Raw genomic sequence first — 21,663 nt, forward strand, 5'->3', positions numbered from 1 at the left:
TCCAAATACAGTGTATCGTATTTGGAGTTTTTTAATATTCTCAATTATCGTTTATCCGCATTTAGAAGAACCACAATCTTTACAAGTTAAACACCCTTCTTGATAAATTAAATTCACAGAATCGCAGTTATCACAAGTATGCCCTTTTGCTGTTGTACCATCTTCTACATAACGTTTTAATGCACGAGCAACACCATTTTTCCAAGAATTGATAAACGCACTATCTAATTGTAAACTACCAATTAGTTCTATTGTTTTATCAATAGGCATTCCATGACGCATTGTACCAGAAATTAGTTTTGCGTAATTCCAAAATTCTGGATTAAATTTATGAGACAAACCTTCAATCGTCGTTTTGTAACCTCTTTTATTTTCATATTGAAAATCGTAACGAGACGATCCATCTTCATTTCTACTTTTAATAATAACACCACTTTCTGCCCAACGAGGAATTAAAATCCCATCTTCATCATCTGCTAAACCTGTAAAAATCTCATAAGGTTTACCATCTACCAAACCAATAAAAGCAATCCATTTTTCTTTATTATTCTGAAAACGAACAACATCTGCCTCTAAAACTAGTGGTCTTTTATTAGGAAAAACCTTTGGTTCTTTTTTAGTTTCGTCTTTCTTTTCATCCGCAGAAATTAATACTCCAGAACGAGAACCATCTCTATAAACAGTTACTCCTTTACAACCAACTTCCCAAGCTTTTAAATACAATTCGCCAACTAAAGCTTCTGTTGCATCATTAGGTAAATTAACCGTTACACTAATTGAATGATCTACCCATTTCTGAATAGCTCCTTGCATTCTTACTTTACTATCCCAATCAATATCATTAGAAGTAGCTTTATAATAAGGCGATTGTTTTACCAATTCATTAATTTCTTCTTGCGAAAAGTTTTTGCTAGAATCAATATTATTTACATCCATCCATTGTTTAAAACGGTGATGAAAAACAACATATTCTTCCCAAGAATCTCCTAATTCATCAACAAAATCTACTCTTGTTCCTTTATCATTAGGATTCACTTTTTTTCTACGCTTGTAAACTGGCATAAATACTGGCTCAATACCAGATGAAGTTTGCGTCATTAAACTTGTAGTTCCTGTAGGCGCAATTGTTAACAAAGCAATATTTCTACGCCCATGCTCTAACATTTCATAATACAGTTCAGGATCTGCTTTTTTTATTCTTAAAATAAACGGGTTATTCTTTTCTCTATCTGCATCAAAAATTGCAAACGCACCTCTTTCTTTTGCTAAGTTTACAGACGCTCTATACGTTTCTATACCTAATACTTTATGCACTTCTGTAGAAAAAGTATTTCCTTCTTCACTTCCGTAACGAATTCCTAAAGCAGCTAACATATCTCCTTCTGCAGTAATACCAATACCAGTTCTTCTTCCTTCGTTAGCTTTATGTTTAATATTAGCCCAAAGATTTCTTTCCGTTGCTTTTACATCATCTTCTTCTGGGTCAGAATCTATCTTTGCAATAATTCCATCAATTTTTTCTAACTCTAAGTCAATAATGTCATCCATCATTCTTTGAGCAATCGCAATATGTTTTTTGAATAACTCGAAATTGAATTCAGCTTTATCTGTAAACGGGTTTTCTACATAAGAAAACAAGTTCATTGCTAATAAACGACAAGAATCATAAGGACATAAAGGAATCTCACCACAAGGGTTTGTCGAAACCGTTTTATACCCTAAATCGGCATAACAATCTGGCACAGATTCATTAATAATTGTATCCCAGAATAAAATTCCTGGTTCTGCAGATTTCCATGCATTATGTACAATTTTACTCCAAATTTTATTCGCTTCTATTTCTTTCGTATAAACAGGGTTTTTACTGTTTATAGGATATTTTTGTGTGTACTTATCATCTGCCTTCACAGCTTTCATAAAGGCATCATCAATTCTTACAGAAACATTTGCACCTGTAACTTTACCTTGCTCTAATTTTGCATCGATAAAATCTTCTGCATCTGGATGATTGATAGAAACAGACAACATTAAAGCGCCTCTTCTACCATCTTGTGCAACTTCTCTTGTTGAGTTAGAATAACGCTCCATAAAAGGAACAATACCTGTAGATGTTAATGCTGAATTTTTTACTGGAGATCCTTTTGGACGAATGTGTGATAAATCGTGACCAACACCACCTCTACGTTTCATTAACTGAACTTGCTCTTGGTCAATTTTCATGATTCCTCCATAAGAATCAGATTCACCATTGTTACCAATTACAAAACAATTAGATAAAGATGCAATTTGAAAAGGATTACCAATACCTGCCATCGGGCTTCCTTGAGGAACGATGTATTTAAAATTTTTAATCGCGTCAAAAATTTCTTCTTCTGTTAATGGGTTCGCATATTTCTGCTCAACTCTTGCAATTTCTGATGCAATTCTTGTATGCATTTCATCAGGAGTGCTTTCATAAATATTGTCTAAAGAATCTTTTAGAGCATATTTATTTAACCACACACTTGCAGCTAATTCATCGCCCTTAAAGTAGTTAAGTGCAGCAGCTAAAGCTTCGTCTCTTGAGTAGGTTTTTCGAGGTGTCATTACAGTTTCAGTTTTCATAGTAAATTAGAAGATTTTTGAAAAATAAATATCACGCAAATATACAACCTAAAAGATGACAAAAGTCATAAAGTTTCAAGAAAAAAGCGTTAAGAGACTGGTAATTAATAATATAAAAAGTTATGAACACCAAAAAGTTAACAAATAATTTATTTTTATTGAATTCTCAGTGGATAAAATGAAGCTTCTAAATATCAGCAATTTAGAATTGATTTCGGCTCTTTTCCTTAGAAATAAATAGCGTATTAAACTAAGAAAAACTACAAAATAACACCTCTTTTTTACAACTGCATGAAACCACATTTTAAACTACGGGAAACCGTAAAAGAATCATTTCTATGACTATATTCTTACAGAAGTTATGTATTGGAATATGGATATTTATTTTGACGCATGGAGTTCGCTCTAATAACAAATCCAGAAGAATTTGAATGATAAGAGAATTAATAAATGTTTGCAGACTAGCTTTAGTATGTATAGAAAAACAAATTTTCTTTACATAATTACTTATCTTTGTATAGGAAACACGAAAATCTATACATAATGAGCAGTTTTGAACTTAAGAAATTACCACTTGTTGAAGATATTGAAACAAAAAAAATACTTAAGAAGTTAGCTTCTTCTCATAGAGCACTTGCTGAATTAAAAGGAGTCGTTTCAACAATTCCTAATGAAAATATATTAATAAATACTTTGGGACTACAAGAAGCAAAAGACAGTTCTGAAATTGAAAATATAATAACTACTCGAGATGATATCTATAAAGCTGAACTAAATTTAGATGGTTTTAAATCATTGAATGCCAAAGAAGTTCAAAACTACATCTCTGCATTAAAAATTGGTTTTTCTTTAATTAAACAAAAAAGAATATTAACGAATAATGATATTATTCAGATACAATCGGAATTAGAAAAAAATAATGCTGGATTTAGGAAAGTACCAGGAACCGAACTTAAAAATGCACTAACAGGAGAAGTCGTTTATACACCACCCCAAGACTACCAAATAATACTGAATCTAATGCAGAATTTAGAACAATTTATAAACAACAATTCTATTTCAGATTTTGACCCTTTAGTAAAAATGGCAATTATACATTTCCAATTTGAAAGTATTCATCCATTTTATGATGGAAACGGGAGAACAGGTAGAATAATCAATGTTTTATATTTGGTTATGAACGATTTATTAGACTTACCTATTTTATATTTAAGTGGTTACATAATTAAAAATAAAGGAGATTATTATAAATTATTACAAGAAGTTAGAATAACCAATAATTGGGAAAATTGGATTATTTATATGCTAAATGCAGTAGAAGAAATTTCAAAAGAAACACTTGTTCTCATAGATAAGATAAAAAAGTTAATGAGTCAATATAAAACAACATTAAGAGGGAATTATAAATTCTATAGCCACGAGTTACTAAATAACCTTTTCAAACACCCATACACAAAAATTGAGTTTATTGAAAAAGATTTAGGAGTATCACGAATCACTGCTTCAAAATATTTAAACCAACTAGCTAAAGATGGTTTACTGAAAAAAGAAAAACTAGGAACAGGTAATTATTATATCAACGAAAAATTAATAGAAATCCTAAAAAACAAATAACAATATACCTTTTATTAAGATCGTGCATCTTTAATAATTGAACGCAACAAATCTGAAATTATAGATTTGTAAAGTGTACATAAAACTACTACCAACACCAAAAAAATAACAAATAATTCATTTTTATTGAATTCTCAGTGGATAAAATGAAGCTTCTAAATATCAGCAATTTAAAATTGATTTCGGCTGATTTCCTTATAAATAAATAGCGTATTAAACTAACAAAAAACATTAAAAAACACCTCTTTTTTACAACTGCAGAGAACCACATTTTAAACTACGGGAAACCGTAAAAAAGCCACTTTTTTTGTTGTACTTTTATATGAGCTATGGATTGGAATGAGAATTGTTTTTATTCTGATGTATAAAACTTGAATTCAATTAAAAAAAAATCATCTATGAATAATAATGCAGCACAAAACTTATTACACTTAACCCTAAATAGTGGGTGGTATGTATCAAAAAAAATAGCAAAAACAGATAGTCAAACAGGTTCTTTTTTTTCAGTATGTTATTTAGTTGAAAAAGACGGTGAAACCTGTTTTATGAAAGCATTTGACTTTACAAAATTCTTATCTATTTCAACCCCTGGCACAAAAGTAGTTGATGTGATGAGTGATATGATAACTGCATATAAATATGAAAGAGATTTATCTGAGCACTGTAAAAACAAACACGTTACAAAAGTTTCTTTTGTAAAAGTTGCTGATGAAGAAATGATTTCTGGATATGCAATTTCAATTGTACCATATTTAATATTTGATTTGGCTGAAGGAGATGTTCGAAAAAAGCTACACTTTTCTACTGAATTGGATTATGCATGGCGATTAAATTCATTACATGATATTGCTGTAGGTTTAAAACAACTTCATTTAGTAGAAGTTTCACATCAAGATTTAAAGCCATCTAATATTCTTGTTTTTAATACAGATTGTAAGATTGGTGATCTTGGACGCTCAATGTGCCGAGATATTGATGGACCTTATAACAAAGAAAAATTTACTGGTGACTTTACTTATGCACCGCCTGAAATAATGTATGGTTATTTTGAAAGAAATTGGTTAAAAAGAGTTTTTGCTACAGATTGTTATCTTTTAGGCAGTTTAGTTGTATTTTACTTTACAGGAATTAGTATGTCTGCCCTTTTAAGAAAACATATACCTGATAATTTTAGTTGGGAAAAATGGACAGGCACATTTGGCGAAATAGTTCCTTATTTAGAAAATGGTTTTTCTAATGCTTTGAATGAATTCAGTTCAAATATTGAACGTAAAGATTTACAACCAGAATTAAGACAATTGGTAGAATACCTTTGCAACCCTTTTCCTGAAAAAAGGGGGCATCCGAAAAATATAAATTCAATTGGAAATAATTATAATATGGAACGTTTTGTAACAATATTAGATGTTTTAAAGAGAAAAGCAGAAATTAAAGTAAAATCATTGTAATGGCTAATATTTTTGAAGATACGGACAGAAGAGTTATTCCTAACTGGAGAAGTTTTGGAAAAAGTGTTGTTTTGGGAGAATTAAACTCATTTCAAAAAGAGAAAACTCATACAATAGATGATTATAGTATAGATGAGTACATAATTGATTGGAAAGTTAATAATACAATAATACACGCTTCTGATTTATTAAGTGCCGCAATTATAAATGATAAAAAGGAAAATACAGAAGTTAAAAATGCAGCAAAATTTATCTTAAATAATAAGAATAAATCAACATTTTCTCAAGTATCTCTTGCAGAAAGAATACTAAGTAAAAAATCCGATATAGATTTATCTACATTAATTAATCAGGTAACATTAGACAATTTGCCTACATTTATTAAAATAAATTCCATTCAATTAAAAATTAAAGAAACAAAAAGAAGCCTATCTCTTTACCCTTATAATCCTATTTTATATGTTGAACTTTCTAGATATTATTCAATATTAGGTCAAGAAAAAAGCTCAATAAACGCAATGAAAATTGCTATTCATCTTGGCGCAAATAATAGGTTTATTTTAAGAAGTGCTACAAGATTATTTGTGCACTATAACAATACTGATAACGAATATTTAGACTATATACATTCTATACTAAAAAAATCGCCACTAACTATATTAGACCCTTGGTTATTATCCGCAGAAATTTCAATTGCAACAATGAGAAGTAGGTCGTCTCGTTTTATTAAAAAAGGACTATCTCTTATTAATTCAAACAATATTTCCCCTTTTAACTTTACAGAATTAGCCAGTTCTTTAGGTACAATTGAATTATTAAATGGTAGCAATAAAAAAAGTAAAATACTATTTAATAAAGCATTAATAAGTCCAAATGATAATTCCCTTGCTCAAGTAGAGTGGGCATCAAAAAAAGATTTAAATATCAACATCGACCTAAATAAATTTAATGTTCAAATGAATTATGAGGCAATCACTTTGGACAGTTACCATAATTCTAACTATGATAATGCTCTACAAAATGCCGCCAAATGGTTTATTGACATGCCATTTTCAATAAAACCAATTTTATTTGGCTCAAATTTAGCAAGTACAATTTTAAAGGACCATAAAAAGTCAATCTCATTTTTGAATGCAGGTTTAGTTAGCCACCCAAATGACCCCCAATTAATAAATAATCTTGCATATGCTTTTTCAATGGATAACAGACCAGATGAAGCTTTGTTAGAATTAAATAAAGTCAAGAACCATAAAATTGGAGACTCCACAAAAGCCTGTTTAACAGCCACCAAAGGTTTAGCATATTTTAGAAGCGGATTACCTGAGCAAGGTAGAAGGTTATATCTTGATGCTATAGAACAAACTAATTCATCAAAAAACAAAAACTTAAATTGGATTGCTATATTGAATTATGCTAGAGAAGAAATTATCCTAAAATCTGAATTTGTAGAACCAATAATGAATGCTGTAAATAAAATCCCTGACAATTATAAAAATATCGAAATTAACGTTTTAAAAAATGATATTATAAAGGAGTATAAAAAATTGAAAGAATAAAAAACTAGCTACAACAAAATGTAAAAAAACATAGTGAGTTTTCTGCTAAACCCAAAGTTCTGTGCATATTAACAGAATCCACCAAACATAAAATTTGGAGTTTAATATGAAAAATTAAAGCAAGATATTTTATTTAGCTAGAAACGTGAGTACTTATTAACTAACCTATGTTTCTTATACTAACCGTTAGCAATATTAAAAACTAAAAAAAGTTGGCAGGAGGAGGAAGTATACAAGGAATGAGAACTAGTTTGAGTAATAATAAAAGATTACTCAGAAAAAAAAGTCTGTTCAGACCTGAAAGAACTTTTCTAAGTCTTAAAAGTGAATATATTGAATCTGCTGGTGGTGAAATAGCATTAAAAAAAGCTACTAAAGCACAATTAAGAACTATTCGATTAAAAATTATAAAAGAAAAGGAAAACGAATTTTATGCTATATGTATCTCGCTTCTTATTCTGCTTTTTATAATCGGTTTAGTTACTTACAATGTTAGTCAGAATAACAATGTTGCTAAAGCAGAAGTTGAAAAAACGCTATTAAAAGATAAAGTTGAAAGAAGTCTTGTCTATATTTTAAAAGGCGATAATTGGTTAAAAGAAAGAAGTTGGTATAATGCAATTTTCGAATATGAAATAGCTAATAAAATTTTACCAAACGATTATGTTATAAACCATCAATTAGCGAATGCATATAGCTTAAGATGTGAAAATGAATTTAAAGATTGTAAGAAAGGAAAAAAGTTAGTCGATAGATTGATAAAACAATTCCCAGAAAAAACTGAATTACTAGAACTAAAAGAACGTTTAAAGTATGAGTATTAATCACTCAAATCAGAAAAGGGATAATATTAGGTTAAAATTAATAATAACTAAAATATATTGAAAAAAAAATGGCGTTAATTAATTGTAAAGAATGTAACGAGAAAATAAGTGATAAAGCAAATAATTGCCCTAAATGTGGAATAAAACAGAATAAGAAAACTAATTCTTTTTCAATGATTATTTTTGGCATAATAACAGTAATTGTTATCGCATTTCTTTTAAATCAAAAAAATGAAAGCGAATTCGATTATAGAATTAATAAATCAAATATTTCTTTAGAAAAAACTAAAGTTAGTGTTGAAAATGTCCGAATAAATAAAGGAAATAAATTTGCTTGGTCAGTTGAGGGAATGATTAGAAATGAAACTTCATCTAACATAAAAGGTTATGTGAAAATTAAATTTCTGAATTCAAGCGGAGATATTGTTTATACGACAAAAGCGAAAGTTAACGATGGAGATTCTTTTTCTTCTGGACAATCTGCAAACTTTGACTATTTCACTGAACCTAAAAAATTTGAAGGAGTAACGAAATTTGGTGTGGAATTCATAGAGAAATAATAAACTAAAAAAAAACGGCTGCCAACAACGTATAATAAAAATCGCAACTTTCAATACGCAAATCCGTTCACAAAGCAAAAACTCCAATTACTTTAAAAGCATTTGGAGTTTTTTATTATTTAATAATGTCTTATTCTTAATATTCAAAAACACCAAACTCACTTGTAATCGTCAGTTTTTTAGTTGCTGATGCTTCTACTCGACCCACTATTTTAGCATCTACGTTAAACGATTTTGAGATTGCAATAATGTCTGCAGCAATTTCTGGAGAAACATAAATTTCCATTCTATGTCCACAGTTAAATACTTGATACATTTCTTTCCAATCTGTATTCGATTGTTCTTGTATCAACTTAAATAATGGTGGTATCGAAAACATGTTGTCTTTTACAATATGTAAATTATCTACAAAGTGTAATATTTTTGTTTGTGCACCACCAGAACAATGAATCATTCCGTGTACAGTTTCAGAATTAAATTCTGATAAGATTTTCTTAATAATTGGCGCGTATGTTCTTGTTGGAGACAATACTAATTTACCTGCATCAATAGGAGAATTTTCTACTGCGTCAGTTAGTTTTGTATTACCAGAATACACTAACTCTTCAGGTACAGCAGCATCAAAACTTTCTGGGTATTTTTCTGCTAAATATTTATGAAAAACATCGTGTCTTGCAGACGTTAATCCGTTAGAGCCCATTCCTCCATTATATTCAGTTTCGTAACTTGCTTGCCCGAAAGATTCTAAACCAACAATTACATCACCTGCTTTTATGTTTGCGTTATCAACAACATCTGTACGTTTCATTCTTGCAGTTACTGTAGAGTCTACAATAATTGTACGAACTAAATCGCCAACATCTGCAGTTTCTCCTCCGGTTGAATGAATGGTAACTCCAAAACCTTTTAAGTCTTCGATTAATTCTTCTGTTCCGTTTATAATTGCGGATAAAACTTCACCAGGAATTTTACTTTTATTTCTACCAATTGTAGAAGATAACATAATGTTATCTGTTGCACCAACACAAAGTAAATCGTCAATATTCATGATTAACGCATCTTGAGCAATGCCTTTCCAAACAGAAATATCGCCAGTTTCTTTCCAATACATATATGCTAGAGAAGATTTTGTACCTGCGCCATCTGCATGCATGATTAAACAATAATCATCATCATTTGTTAAGTAATCTGGTACAATTTTACAAAATGCTTTTGGAAACAAACCTTTGTCTATATTCTTAATTGCATTGTGTACATCTTCTTTTGATGCAGAAACACCTCTTTGTGCGTATCTTTTAGAAACTTCTTGACTCATGTTAGTTGTGTTGTTGTTGCGTTGTTGTCGAGTGCAAATTTAGTTTTTCTAAATTTTATATCAATAAAAAAAGCGAACGTTTTTTATCGTTCGCTTTTTTGATCATTTTGTTATTTATTATTCCCAATCTGGCATTGTTGCGTTTGTAAATAAATTTACTCTTTTAATACTTCCAGATAAATTTGTTTTGGTTACGTTTTTTTCAGAAATACCATCATTAGATGTGTTTACAAAAATAAGATACGCTTCATTTGGCGAAAAACGAGGATCTAAATCATTTGTTCCGCTTTGTTTTTCGTTTATAGAAGCATCAAAAAATGTTTTGTCTGTAAAATTATAAATAAACATTCTAGTATCTAACTGCCTATAACTTGTAGCCTGAAAATCAGAAACATCTCTAGAAAACAATAATTTATTACCCGATGCAGAAAAATTTAATCCTCCTAAAGCACCTTTAACCCCAGTAATTACAACATCCAAAACACTACCACTCAAACTAATAACTAAAATTGAACTATTATACCCCGTTTCATTATTTGTTTTGATTGCTATTTTTGATCCATCACTACTCCAATCACATTCTGTTATTAAACTACCATCTAATGTTTGATATATTCGTTGAAGACCACTACCATCAATATTTATTGAATACAACTTATCAAAATATGGGTAAAGTATTTTACTTCCATCAGCAGACCAAGAAAAATCCATTTCATTTAGGTTAAAACCTGCAACAGGTACTGAAGATGTTACTTTTTTAAGATCATCTCCATTCGTTTTCATCGTATATATATGTGCCTCATTATTATCAATTCTTAAAAAAGCGACTAAGTTTGGTATGTTACTCCTTCTAGGCCTCCATGAATTTAAATTTGAAGCTGTTAATTGAACTGTATTTAAAACCACATTATCTGAATCACTAAAACTTGAAGAATAAATTACATTATTTCCACCTTCATTTTTAACGTATAAGTACCTGTTTTCTGGATCTGCTTTAATTGTAAAAGACCGAAGACTACTTATAACCTCAGCATTAATATTATCGGTAACCTCAACACTCCAAAAGTATTTTGCGCCATATTTACAATCGGATAATGTGTAGCTTTTATCTACAAGATCTGTAATTTTGGTTACATCATTATTAAAATCGTTTCTAATTTCAATGGTATATGTTAACACGTCTTCATCCGGGTCACTTGCTTCCCATATCAATTCAACTTCATTCAATAAATCAACCGCTCCATCTTCTGGCGCTATCAATTCTGGTTTAGCAGGTGCTTTATTTAGCGCTGTAGAAATTTCCATTTCTAAAACAACATTTACAGTACCATTTACACTTACTGTTGCCCCTTCAAACTCATCTAAATACCCTTCCTTTGTAGCTTGCACTGCGTATTCTTGGGCTTCAATTTCCTCAAAACTATAAATTCCTTCAGCATCTGTAAAAACCGTATTATTTGTAGGTGATAAAGTTATTTTTACGTTTTCTAAAGGAACAAAACCCTCTTTTTTAACAACTTTACCTGTTAAATTCCCATATTCTATCAGACCAATACTTCCATCTTCTCCACAACTAGTAAAAAAGAGTGTAATCAATAATATTCTTATTACTTTTTTCATATGAATTTTGTTTAAAAATATACATTAATACCAGCTCCGTAACGAATAATTAGATCGTTTTTATCTCCAACAATTTGTCCATCTAAACTGTCACTTTGCAGTAAATTATATTCACCGTTTAAGAAAAAACCAACTTTATTTGTAATTAAATATTCAAAACCTAATCCGCCTTGAAATTTAAAAAAGGTATTACTTAAATTCTTTCTTGACACAGATCCAACCCCAACATATATGTATGGTGTAAATTTTTCATATGGTAAAACCATATATTCAATATTAAGCCCAGAAGCTATAAAAGTTCCACGAAACGTGTCTTTATTAGCTAACTCAAACCTACCTAAAGTACCCCAGAAATTAAATTTAGGGTCAACGAAAGAGTATTTTAACTTAAAATCAAAACCAAATTGAGAAGTTGGATTTGCATAATCTCCTTTTATCTGAGATAACCCCATTCCTGCTCCTACAGCTACCCTAGATCTTCTGTTTTCTACCCTTCTATCATAAAGCTCTGTTTTATCTGCCTCAACTTTTTCTTTTCTATACGCCTCTTTAACAACATTTACTGCTCCTTCACCTCCATTAGGTTTCCAAACACCACCAATAATACCTTCAACAATTAATAAGTCTACAGCTTTGTCTATTGCTTCTTTTACAGCTAATTGTGCTGGTTCATTTTTAGTGACTCCTGTTTCTACCTCTAACAATCTTCTTAAGGATACATACCGATATAAATTTGCTGAAATACCTTGGGATAAAATAGTTTTTGAAACATATACGTTCTTTAAAATTTCCCCAGTTGATGTAGATACTGCTCTTAGGTAAACTGTAATTCTGTCTTGACGATATTGGTTAGACATTCCTGCCCCAAAATACCGCAATCCAGATCCTCCTGTTATAATATTTGAATCGTAAGAAACAACACCTCCTTCAATGATTGTACCTGCAAAAAGTAAAGGTGGCATTGTTACCTTTTGACCATTTGCATATTCTTGACGTGTATTTCTAATTATTTGTCGTTCGTTTAAAAGGTTTCCGATATTTTCTCTTTCGATAGGTCTAAACCATCCAGATTCTTCAAGTGATTTTAGTAAAATGGTGGTTCCTCCTTGGGTTACAGCTGTACTAAATGTAGATCCATTTTCAACTGGTTTGTATTGCCCTGTTTGGTCTCTAAATTTATAGACACCAACAATAATTTTATCTGATGGAAGAAATTTTTGGGCTAGAAATTCAGGCGAGGTATTCTCTCCAATTCTAGCTTTTTTCTGATTAAATGGTTGATTAAAATAAGCGCCGCAACTTGTTAACAGACTAATCATTAACAAGTAAATAATACTTGTAAACTTTCTCATAGAAATTTTAGTTAGCGTCAGGGATTGTTATTAAAGTTTGCTCACCTGTAGCAATATTAAGAATATTAACATTTAATCCGTTTGTTCCTGGAGTAATTTCAACTACCAAATCTCCAAAAGTATAAGTACCAACAGCAAAAGTTGTATCACCTAACTGTTGTTGAAATAAACTTGACGATAACGAACTAAGTAACCTGTTATTTAAACCACTCGTAAAGTTTTCTAAAGCGGTTGTTGTAGTGTTTTCAGCTTCTTGTTCAGTAAAATCATTCTGAGCTGTGGCAGATGCCAAAATTTGCTGGTAATTAAAAGTACTACCTCCAAAAAATGGACTTATTGGTGTATATACCAAATCTTGTGAATACACAAAACTGGAAATTAAAATGAAAATAAATAGTATCTTTTGTCTCATAACGAATAGTTTTTTTTGATTTCTAAATTTTGTTTTGAAAAGTAGATTTTCTTTTTTGGTTATATGCTCTTAATTTCCTCATGGCTATTACAACATTAACTTTTAAATAATCCTCTTCTGGTCTCGCAAAGAATTCATGAATTTTTTTTCTATCAACTTCTATTGATAAAATACTACTTCTTCCCATTGCTGGTTTTTCAACTATCTTTATTATAAATGGATAATTTTTTCCTGTAACTAAATATTCTTTGTAAAAAAAATCATGATAATCCTTACCTATCTTGGTCATAGCTTCATCTATAACGATACCTTTAATTAAATACTGTTCTTCATTTACTGGTTTTTCAACTGCAATTTTTCCATTTGATGAGAGAAATAATGTATCTCTATGTATTAGTTTATTTTTGTATTTTATAAATAGATATACTCTTAATTCTTCATCTTTTTTAAGATTGATTTTAATTGTTGACAACTGTTTCTCTTCATTTGGCTTCAATGAAAAATCATTAGATTGATTGTTTTTAGATAAATTTCCTGAATTTCCTTTTTTAAGTACTACAAAAATGTAACTAAGATCGTTTATAAAGAATAACTCTTCGTTTAGGACTTGAGCTCTTAAAGTTAAAAAATCATCAATTTGAGCTAAAACAATTTCCCCTTTAACTTTATATGTATCAAACTCTTGAGTATAATAAAAAGGTGTGAAAAAAATATTTAAAATAAAAAAAAATATAACTTTATTTTTCATATAATTTTAATTACTAATAGTTAATAATACTCATTTTTGCTCCCCCAAACTGAGATATTATAAGGTTTTGAAACATCGTATTTGTGCCTGTTATTTTTAATAAGTTACCATCGCCTGTTTGTAACACACCCAAATTAACCGATTGATTGTTTCTATAATTTATAAATTGATAATTATTTCTATCTCCTATTTGATATACAGTATGATCTCCACTAGCATAGTTATCTTCTATATTTACAAAATTTTCGTTCCCTATTTGTTTTAATGAAATTGTACTAATTGTTTGTTGTGACTCACATTGCAAATCACCTGTAGTACTACCTTGCAATTGTTGTGTATTGTATTTTAATTGATTTGAAAAATAACTCGATGATTTTTCAGCTTGAGCATTCATTAAAAAAGAAAACAAGAAAATAAGAACAATTGATATTTTTTTAATTGACTCCATCTTTTCTAGGTTTTAAAATTAAAAAAATGAAGTGAGAACAGTATTCTCACTTCATTTAAAAGTATTAATTATTGAACACTATTTGTTTGAGATACTTGAGCAGTATTCAAATTACCTGATTGTTTTACACAAGAAGCGTTTTTAAATCCTAAAACTGCAGTTTGATTAACTAAACTTGAGTTCTCGTTACCAATTTGGTTAACATTACTACTGTTTCTTGCCATGTTAGCATCTTGAGTAACACAAGATATATTATCATTACCTACTTGATTTACTGTAGAGAAGTTTGTATTCCCTTCGATATCACCAATCATAGTTTGAGTTTCAACAGAAATATTTCTTTCTCCTGTTTGATAAAGTGAAGCAGAGTTATTAGAACCTACTTGTACTTGTTGAGCACCGTTATCGTCTCCAACTTGATTCACAAAAGCAATGTTGCTAAAAGAATCATTTGTACCACTATTCTGATCTTGAACTACTGTATTTCTATTACCATTTGTATAAGCTGTAGCTTCATTATTGTCATAACGTTGCTTTTGAGAGGTTTTATTTCCTTCTCCATTTTGTTCTGCATAAGCAAAATTACCTTCTGAATTCATAGCTGTATCATGTCCAACATCTTGAATAGCATAATTGCCGTCTCCTACTTGATAAATACGACCTTCATTACCATTACCAAATTGCTTGATACTTGCACCATTGTCAAAACCTATTTGCTCAGTAGATGCTATATTACCAATTTTCGGATCAAATTTATCGTTATTCTGTCTTATTAAAGACATGTTACCCATACCTTCTTGAATTCCGAGAGCTTGATTAAAGTCTCCAACTTGTCTCACTGCAACCTTGTTTCTCCCTTTTTTCATAAAGTCATCTGGTACATCTATTTGATCTACTTCACAATTAGCTTCAGCTGGTAATGCATCAGTTACAAAACCTATTACAACATCTGGTGTTCCAGTAGTTTGATTGATTATGGCACTTTGACCAGTTACTAAACGTTGGTTAGGGTCAAGATCTTGACCATTAGCGTTTTGTGCAAAAGACATTCCTGTGGCTAAACACATAGCCATTATTATTAATTTTTTCATGATATAATTTTTAAATACGTTTGTTAAAATTTAGCACAACAAATCCAATACAAATTGAAATTCAATAAAATTGAATAAGAAATGCAGTTATAAATTTTTAGGGGTATTTAAAATTGTGGAAGTAAATAAAAGTTATAAAAATAACTAGTTTTACATTTTCAATCAATTCATAAAGCTATGAATTGTAATTAACTATAGTGTTCGATCGAACGCGTTTAAACGTATACCAAATATAATAAATTTTTACATTAAAAACCAAGAAATATATATATATTTTTATCAACACAAAAAAACACATAAACCCTTAAAAATAAGAATATTACACACATAGTGACACGAAGATAAAATATAAAACAGCCAAGAACAGGTATAAAATTACATTTATATTTCTATTATTTATGACAATCTAAAGCGCACCATTTACTATCTAGTAAACAATAATTCTCGATATTTTGTGAGTGGCCATAAATTATCATCAACCATCGTTTCTAATTGATCACAATGATACCTTATATCTACAAAAAACGGTTTTACTTTAGTACTATAATGTTCTGCTAATTTTAACCCAACATGTTTATTAGCCTTTACCTTTTCTTCTTCCATCTTAAAAACTAAAGCGTTAATTTGCGTAATATGATTAGAGATAATCATAATTAACTCTATTTGTTCTTTTGCAATATTTTTATATTCATCACCAAAAATTTCTTTTAGATTTTTAGTGTTTTCTAATAAGGTATTCTGATAAATAATAGCTGTTGGTACAACATGATTTCTTGCAATATCTCCCAAAACACGCCCTTCTATTTGTACTTTTTTAGTATATGATTCTAAATCAATTTCATATCGAGCTTCAAGTTCTACCCTACTCATTACCTCCATCTCTTCAAATAAAGAAATTGCTTTATCAGAAATTTTTACTTTTAAAGCTTCTGGAGTTGCTTTATTATTGCTTAAACCGCGTTTTTCCGCTTCCTTTTCCCAAGCTTCTCCATAACTATCACCTTCAAAACGAATTGCTTTAGAGTCTTTAATATACTCTCTAAGAATATTAAAAACAGCTTCGTCTTTTTTTAAACTTTTCTCATCAATTAAAGCATCAACCTCTATTTTAAATTCTTTTAATTGTTTTGCAACAATTGTATTTAAAACGGTCATTGGTATTGCACAATTTGCTGAAGAACCTACTGCTCTAAATTCGAATTTATTTCCTGTAAACGCAAAAGGAGATGTTCTATTTCTATCTGTATTGTCTAATAAAATTTCAGGAATTTTACCAATAATATTCAGTTTTAAATCTGTTTTTTCCTGCGGAGAAAGCTTTCCTTTGGTTACGTTTTCTAACTCATCTAAAACAGCAGATAACTGACTACCAATAAATACAGAAATGATTGCTGGAGGTGCTTCATTTGCTCCTAATCGATATTCATTACTTGCAGATGCTATAGAAGCTCTTAACAATTCTTCATACGTATAAACCGCTTTTATAGTATTTATAAAAAAGGTAAGAAATTGCAAGTTTTTCATTGGTGTTTTACCAGGACTTAACAAATTGGTTCTGTCATCTAAAGATAATGACCAGTTATTATGTTTCCCAGAACCATTGATTCCTGCAAATGGTTTTTCGTGAAATAATACTTTAAATTTATGTCTTCGAGAAACTTTCTGCATCACATCCATCAATAATGAATTATGATCTACTGCTAAATTTGCTTCTTCAAAAATTGGAGCAACTTCAAACTGATTCGGAGCTACTTCATTATGTCTTGTTTTTACAGGAATACCCAACAACATACATTCTTGTTCTAAATCTTGCATAAAACTCATTGCTCTTGCAGGAATTGTTCCAAAATAATGATCATCTAATTGCTGTCCTTTTGCAGGCGTATGCCCTAATAATGTTCTACCAGTTAGTTGTAAATCTGGTCTAGAAAGTGCCAAAGCATCATCAATTAAAAAATATTCTTGTTCCCAACCTAACGTAGCGCTTACTTTGTTTGCATTTTTATCAAAATATTTACAAACTGCTGTTGCGTGAGTATCAAGTGATTGTAAAGCTCTTAACAATGGTGTTTTATTATCTAAAGCTTCTCCTGTATAGGCTACAAAAATAGTAGGAATACAAAGTGTCGTTTCATAAATAAATGCTGGTGAAGTAGGATCCCAAGCTGTATATCCTCTTGCTTCAAAAGTATTTCTGATTCCACCATGAGGAAAACTTGATGCATCTGGTTCTTGCTGAACGAGTTGTTCACCATCAAATTTTTCCATGGCCAAACTACCATTGATCGATTCGAAAAAAGCATCATGTTTTTCTGCAGTTGCACCTGTAAGTGGCTGAAACCAATGTGTATAATGAGTTGCCCCTTTAGACATTGCCCAATCTTTCATACTTACTGCAACTTGATCAGCAATTTTTCTGTCAATTTTAGTTCCATGCTCAATTGCATTCATCACACTTTCATAAGCAGCACGTGTAAGATACTGTTGCATAGCATGTTTATTAAAGACGTTTTGACCAAAAAGTGTTGATCTTTTTTCGTTCTGAACCACCTTTATAGGGTTTCTATGCAATGTTTCTTGTAAAGCGTTGAATCTAATCCTTGACATATTACTAATATTTTCTACTTATATTTAACTTTAAGCAAAGATACCCTTTCAAAATTAGGGATAAAATTATTTTTTACTCATTTTCAATATTTTACCCCTCTTTTTTTTGATATCTAGTGAAAATATTTGATTTTTGTAACAGAAACATCACATAAACAATTATATATCATGGCAAAAATTAAATTAGAATACCTTTGGTTAGATGGTTACACACCAACTCAAAACTTAAGAAGTAAAACTAAAGTAGAAGAGCACGAAAATTTTCAAGGAACAGTTGAAGAATTAGGTCTTTGGTCTTTTGACGGTTCATCTACACAACAAGCTTCAGGTGGGTCATCTGATTGTATTTTAAAACCAGTTGCTATTTATCCAGATCCTAAGAGAATCAACGGTTATTTAGTTATGACTGAAGTAATGAATGCTGATGGAACTCCACATGCTTCTAACGCACGTGCAACTATTGAAGATGATGATAATGATTTCTGGTTCGGATTCGAGCAAGAATACTTTATTATGAATACTGATACTGAATTACCTTTAGGATTCCCAAGAGGTGGTTTTCCAGCTCCACAAGGAATGTACTATTGTTCAGTTGGTGGTAGACACACTCATGGACGTGATTTAGTTGAAGAGCATGCTGATTTATGTATTGACGCTGGATTAAACTTTGAAGGAATTAACCAAGAGGTTGCATCTGGACAATGGGAATACCAGTTATTTGCAAAAGGAGCTAAAAAAGCAGGAGATGAAATTTGGGTATCTAGATATTTATTAGATCGTTTAACTGAAGGTAAAGGAATGTACATTGAGTACCACCCAAAACCATTAGGAGATACTGATTGGAATGGATCTGGAATGCATGCTAATTTTTCAAATACAATTTTAAGAACTTGTGGTTCTAAAGATAAATATATTGAAATTTGTGAAGCTTTCCGTCCATTAGTAAAAGAGCACATTGAAGTTTATGGAGCACATAATGAGCAACGTTTAACTGGTGATCACGAAACTGCATCTATCCATGATTTCTCTTGGGGAATTTCTGATAGAGGAGCATCTATCCGTATTCCAATTATCGCTGTAGAAAAAGGATACAAAGGATGGTTAGAAGATAGAAGACCTTCTTCAAATGCAGATCCATATAAAGTTGCTGCAAGAATTATTAAAACTGTAAAACCAGTTAAATAATCTTACATCTTTATAATACAAAAACGCTAACATTAATTTGTTAGCGTTTTTTTTATGTGATTTTTGATTTTATTTTTAATGAGTTATTACATTCTATTCATTCATTTATTCTTGTATAAATTCCCCAAACACACATAGAAAATTCTCCAGCCACAAACTCGACCCTTCTATTTGACAATTCAATCCAAAATCGGTTGAGTGATTTCGTCTCTCCATAAAGTGGATCTTTGACAAAAATTGTTTCATAGTTTGATTTCCATCCGTAATCCCAAATATTAATTTCTTCTATTTCAAAATATTCACCATCAGCTATTGCTTTTTAGAATTTCCACTCGTTATTCATTTCAAATGTAGGTTACCACTTATTTCGGAGTACTTATTATTAATATCTAAATCGTGAAATAAATAAAGGTAGCATATGTTGCTAATAAAAGAACACCATCTTTCCAGTCTAAACGATATCCTTTAGGAATAAAGACTAACGGCAATACAATAAAAGAAATTCCTAACATCCAGAAAATATCACTTGTTAGCAAACCTAAATCTGTTACTGCAACAGGAGTTATTATTGAAGTAATTCCTAAAACAGCTAAAATATTAAACACATTAGAACCGATAAGGTTTCCTAAAGAAATTGCTTTTTCCTTCTTTAAAACGGCTATAATTGATGCTGCAAGCTCAGGAACACTTGTTCCAATAGAAACAACAGTAACACCGATAACACGTTCACTTACTCCAAATTCTAAAGCCATAGAAGTAGCGCCTTTTATTAATAACTCTGACCCTCCCCAAAGCCCAAGTCCTCCTAAAACAAAAAACAGTACAATTTGATATACAGGTAAAGGCTCATCATCTTCTGGTAACTCATCAACAACAGCAGTTTTTTGAAAGCGCAAAAGATATATTAGAAAGATTATTAAAAAAGATAACAATACAATCCCTTCGTTTTGAGTAATAACTTTATCACCACTTAGAAAAAAGTACAATAAGACTGATGCAATCATCATAACAGGCCAATCCGTTTTATAAAAACTTTTTTGAACATGCATTGTTCCAAACAATAAAGTAATTCCTAAAACCAAACCTAAATTAGCAATATTAGAACCAATTACATTTCCTAAAGCTAAATCTGAAGCCTCACTTAAAGCCGCATTTATACTCACAATTAATTCGGGTGCTGAAGTTGCAAAGGAAACTACAGTCATACCAATAACTATTTTTGGTATGTCTAATTTTAAAGATAAAGCAACTGCTGACTTTAACAACCAGTTTCCTCCTAAAATTAACAACACCAAACCACTAATTATTAATAAAAAATTCATGAATTATAATTTTGCACGAATATACATTTTTATCACTTTAAGAAGAAGTGAAAAAATAGAAAGGCAAAAAAAAGTAGTATTAGGAACACATTTCTCTTTAATTTTTAAAAACTAAATAAAACCACCCTTTAAATACTAACAGTATTATATCTAAATTAAAAATAAAATTACATATAGAAACAATTTAGAAGCATATTAAATTACATATTAAAACATATTTAATCATTTTGGTTATAAACATAAAATCATTTCAGATAATAAGTAATATTTCATTTGGCAAACAGACTCCAGTGGTTATATATTGATAAGACAATATAAAAATTAACCCAAATTATTAACCCAAACACCCAAAACTACTATGATTATTATCTTAATTAAATTTATTAAAATGTTAACTGAAATTATATTTCATATATTATTTTAAAAAAATAACCAAACAACAGAAAAAGAGAAAGAAAAGTAGCTTATCTTTAAACAACTCAATCTTTAATGGATGAGTTGTTTATTTTAGTAAATTTGAGAACTAATTTACGACCAATGAAAAAACAAGCTTTTAAAATTCTTGCAAAGATTAACAAATTGATCTTACCTTCCTTTACAAAGAAAGGGTTGGATATTTCTAGAGCATCAAAATTTCAACTCGCTATGGTTGGGTGGAGAGCTTTTGTAACTAAAAATTCATTAAACTAAAAAACAAAAATTATGTCAGAAGATTATACCAAAGTATTTACTGATGATTCTATATTAGTAAATAGATTACAGACCTTATTAAATGATGCGAAAATTGACTCTAAAGTGTTTGACAGAGTTGAATCTGGTAGATTAGCTGGTTTTGGTGTTCCTATAAATTCAGTTGAATTATTTGTTCTAAATACTGATTTAGAAAAAGCACAACCCATCGTAGATCTTTACAAAGAAAAAATTAATTCGTAAAAAAACGTTTTAGATTTCTTAGTT

18 protein-coding genes are annotated in these 21,663 nt (G+C 30.1%); 8 read left to right on the forward strand and 10 right to left on the reverse strand.

Annotated features, from left to right (window positions below):
• Window positions 1–51: 51 nt before the first annotated feature.
• Entirely contained in the window at window positions 52–2,604 is a 2,553-nt protein-coding gene (locus BTO07_RS08385; RefSeq protein WP_087520803.1) for an adenosylcobalamin-dependent ribonucleoside-diphosphate reductase, read from the reverse strand.
• A gap of 543 nt (window positions 2,605–3,147) precedes the next feature.
• Between BTO07_RS08385 and BTO07_RS08390 the strand changes: the two genes are divergently transcribed.
• The 5 genes from BTO07_RS08390 (at window position 3,148) to BTO07_RS08410 (ending at window position 8,606) form a co-directional block, all read left to right on the forward strand.
• Complete coding sequence (locus BTO07_RS08390; RefSeq protein WP_087520804.1) at window positions 3,148–4,218, forward strand: Fic family protein; 1,071 nt, start codon at window positions 3,148–3,150, stop codon at window positions 4,216–4,218.
• Window positions 4,219–4,616: 398 nt separating this feature from the next.
• The gene (locus tag BTO07_RS08395) at window positions 4,617–5,666 is read left to right on the forward strand and encodes a protein kinase domain-containing protein (protein ID WP_157663312.1); all 1,050 of its coding nucleotides are present in this window, start codon (window positions 4,617–4,619) and stop codon (window positions 5,664–5,666) included.
• Window positions 5,666–7,222 carry a tetratricopeptide repeat protein gene (locus BTO07_RS08400; protein ID WP_087520806.1) on the forward strand — a complete coding sequence of 519 codons (1,557 nt, stop codon included), beginning with the start codon at window positions 5,666–5,668 and terminating at the stop codon, window positions 7,220–7,222. Before BTO07_RS08395 ends, BTO07_RS08400 begins: the two co-directional genes overlap by 1 nt.
• A 212-nt stretch (window positions 7,223–7,434) precedes the next feature.
• A complete protein-coding gene (locus BTO07_RS08405; RefSeq protein ID WP_087520807.1) occupies window positions 7,435–8,046 on the forward strand; it encodes a hypothetical protein in 612 nt (203 codons plus the stop codon).
• A gap of 68 nt (window positions 8,047–8,114) precedes the next feature.
• A complete protein-coding gene (locus BTO07_RS08410; protein WP_087520808.1) occupies window positions 8,115–8,606 on the forward strand; it encodes a hypothetical protein in 492 nt (163 codons plus the stop codon).
• A 136-nt stretch (window positions 8,607–8,742) separates the two neighbouring features.
• Here the strand turns inward: BTO07_RS08410 and BTO07_RS08415 are convergent, their stop codons facing one another.
• The 8 genes from BTO07_RS08415 to BTO07_RS08450 form a co-directional block, all read right to left on the reverse strand.
• Window positions 8,743–9,921, reverse strand: coding sequence for an AIR synthase related protein (locus BTO07_RS08415; protein ID WP_087520809.1), 1,179 nt, complete (start codon window positions 9,919–9,921; stop codon window positions 8,743–8,745).
• A 117-nt stretch (window positions 9,922–10,038) separates the two neighbouring features.
• On the reverse strand, window positions 10,039–11,541 hold the full coding sequence (locus BTO07_RS08420; RefSeq protein ID WP_087520810.1) for a carboxypeptidase regulatory-like domain-containing protein: 1,503 nt from the start codon (window positions 11,539–11,541) through the stop codon (window positions 10,039–10,041).
• A gap of 11 nt (window positions 11,542–11,552) precedes the next feature.
• The gene (locus BTO07_RS08425; RefSeq protein ID WP_087520811.1) at window positions 11,553–12,893 is read right to left on the reverse strand and encodes a CsgG/HfaB family protein; all 1,341 of its coding nucleotides are present in this window, start codon (window positions 12,891–12,893) and stop codon (window positions 11,553–11,555) included.
• Window positions 12,894–12,900: 7 nt separating this feature from the next.
• Window positions 12,901–13,305: a curli assembly protein CsgF gene (locus BTO07_RS08430; RefSeq protein WP_087520812.1), complete on the reverse strand. Its 405-nt coding sequence runs from the start codon at window positions 13,303–13,305 to the stop codon at window positions 12,901–12,903.
• Between the two features lie 22 nt (window positions 13,306–13,327).
• Entirely contained in the window at window positions 13,328–14,053 is a 726-nt protein-coding gene (locus tag BTO07_RS08435; protein ID WP_087520813.1) for a CsgE family curli-type amyloid fiber assembly protein, read from the reverse strand.
• A gap of 13 nt (window positions 14,054–14,066) precedes the next feature.
• The gene (locus BTO07_RS08440) at window positions 14,067–14,501 is read right to left on the reverse strand and encodes a hypothetical protein (protein ID WP_087520814.1); all 435 of its coding nucleotides are present in this window, start codon (window positions 14,499–14,501) and stop codon (window positions 14,067–14,069) included.
• Between the two features lie 68 nt (window positions 14,502–14,569).
• Window positions 14,570–15,592, reverse strand: coding sequence for a hypothetical protein (locus tag BTO07_RS08445; protein WP_087520815.1), 1,023 nt, complete (start codon window positions 15,590–15,592; stop codon window positions 14,570–14,572).
• 423 nt (window positions 15,593–16,015) lie between these two features.
• Entirely contained in the window at window positions 16,016–18,199 is a 2,184-nt protein-coding gene (locus BTO07_RS08450; RefSeq protein WP_087520816.1) for a glutamine synthetase III family protein, read from the reverse strand.
• Window positions 18,200–18,367: 168 nt separating this feature from the next.
• On the opposite strand from BTO07_RS08450, the gene BTO07_RS08455 reads away from it, so the two are divergent.
• The gene (locus tag BTO07_RS08455) at window positions 18,368–19,384 is read left to right on the forward strand and encodes a glutamine synthetase beta-grasp domain-containing protein (protein WP_087520817.1); all 1,017 of its coding nucleotides are present in this window, start codon (window positions 18,368–18,370) and stop codon (window positions 19,382–19,384) included.
• A gap of 389 nt (window positions 19,385–19,773) precedes the next feature.
• Here BTO07_RS08455 and BTO07_RS08460 read toward each other — a convergent pair whose 3' ends face one another.
• A complete protein-coding gene (locus tag BTO07_RS08460; RefSeq protein ID WP_087520818.1) occupies window positions 19,774–20,706 on the reverse strand; it encodes a calcium/sodium antiporter in 933 nt (310 codons plus the stop codon).
• Window positions 20,707–21,243: 537 nt separating this feature from the next.
• Here BTO07_RS08460 and BTO07_RS17685 point away from each other — a divergent pair.
• Complete coding sequence (locus BTO07_RS17685; protein WP_232457110.1) at window positions 21,244–21,396, forward strand: SsrA-binding protein; 153 nt, start codon at window positions 21,244–21,246, stop codon at window positions 21,394–21,396.
• 12 nt (window positions 21,397–21,408) lie between these two features.
• Entirely contained in the window at window positions 21,409–21,639 is a 231-nt protein-coding gene (locus BTO07_RS08470; protein ID WP_087520820.1) for a putative signal transducing protein, read from the forward strand.
• The last annotated feature ends 24 nt before the right edge of the window (window positions 21,640–21,663 follow it).

The organism is Polaribacter sp. SA4-12, from assembly GCF_002163675.1.
In the GTDB taxonomy this organism is placed as follows: Bacteria; Bacteroidota; Bacteroidia; order Flavobacteriales; family Flavobacteriaceae; genus Polaribacter.

Coding starts and splice junctions, on each gene's coding strand:
- BTO07_RS08385 (WP_087520803.1), bottom strand. CDS start 2,604: ATGAAAACTGAAACTGTAATGACACCTCGAAAAACCTACTCAAGAGAC.
- BTO07_RS08390 (WP_087520804.1), top strand. CDS start 3,148: ATGAGCAGTTTTGAACTTAAGAAATTACCACTTGTTGAAGATATTGAA.
- BTO07_RS08395 (WP_157663312.1), top strand. CDS start 4,617: ATGAATAATAATGCAGCACAAAACTTATTACACTTAACCCTAAATAGT.
- BTO07_RS08400 (WP_087520806.1), top strand. CDS start 5,666: ATGGCTAATATTTTTGAAGATACGGACAGAAGAGTTATTCCTAACTGG.
- BTO07_RS08410 (WP_087520808.1), top strand. CDS start 8,115: ATGGCGTTAATTAATTGTAAAGAATGTAACGAGAAAATAAGTGATAAA.
- BTO07_RS08415 (WP_087520809.1), bottom strand. CDS start 9,921: ATGAGTCAAGAAGTTTCTAAAAGATACGCACAAAGAGGTGTTTCTGCA.
- BTO07_RS08420 (WP_087520810.1), bottom strand. CDS start 11,541: ATGAAAAAAGTAATAAGAATATTATTGATTACACTCTTTTTTACTAGT.
- BTO07_RS08425 (WP_087520811.1), bottom strand. CDS start 12,893: ATGAGAAAGTTTACAAGTATTATTTACTTGTTAATGATTAGTCTGTTA.
- BTO07_RS08430 (WP_087520812.1), bottom strand. CDS start 13,305: ATGAGACAAAAGATACTATTTATTTTCATTTTAATTTCCAGTTTTGTG.
- BTO07_RS08435 (WP_087520813.1), bottom strand. CDS start 14,053: ATGAAAAATAAAGTTATATTTTTTTTTATTTTAAATATTTTTTTCACA.
- BTO07_RS08440 (WP_087520814.1), bottom strand. CDS start 14,501: ATGGAGTCAATTAAAAAAATATCAATTGTTCTTATTTTCTTGTTTTCT.
- BTO07_RS08445 (WP_087520815.1), bottom strand. CDS start 15,592: ATGAAAAAATTAATAATAATGGCTATGTGTTTAGCCACAGGAATGTCT.
- BTO07_RS08450 (WP_087520816.1), bottom strand. CDS start 18,199: ATGTCAAGGATTAGATTCAACGCTTTACAAGAAACATTGCATAGAAAC.
- BTO07_RS08455 (WP_087520817.1), top strand. CDS start 18,368: ATGGCAAAAATTAAATTAGAATACCTTTGGTTAGATGGTTACACACCA.
- BTO07_RS08460 (WP_087520818.1), bottom strand. CDS start 20,706: ATGAATTTTTTATTAATAATTAGTGGTTTGGTGTTGTTAATTTTAGGA.
- BTO07_RS17685 (WP_232457110.1), top strand. CDS start 21,244: ATGAAAAAACAAGCTTTTAAAATTCTTGCAAAGATTAACAAATTGATC.
- BTO07_RS08470 (WP_087520820.1), top strand. CDS start 21,409: ATGTCAGAAGATTATACCAAAGTATTTACTGATGATTCTATATTAGTA.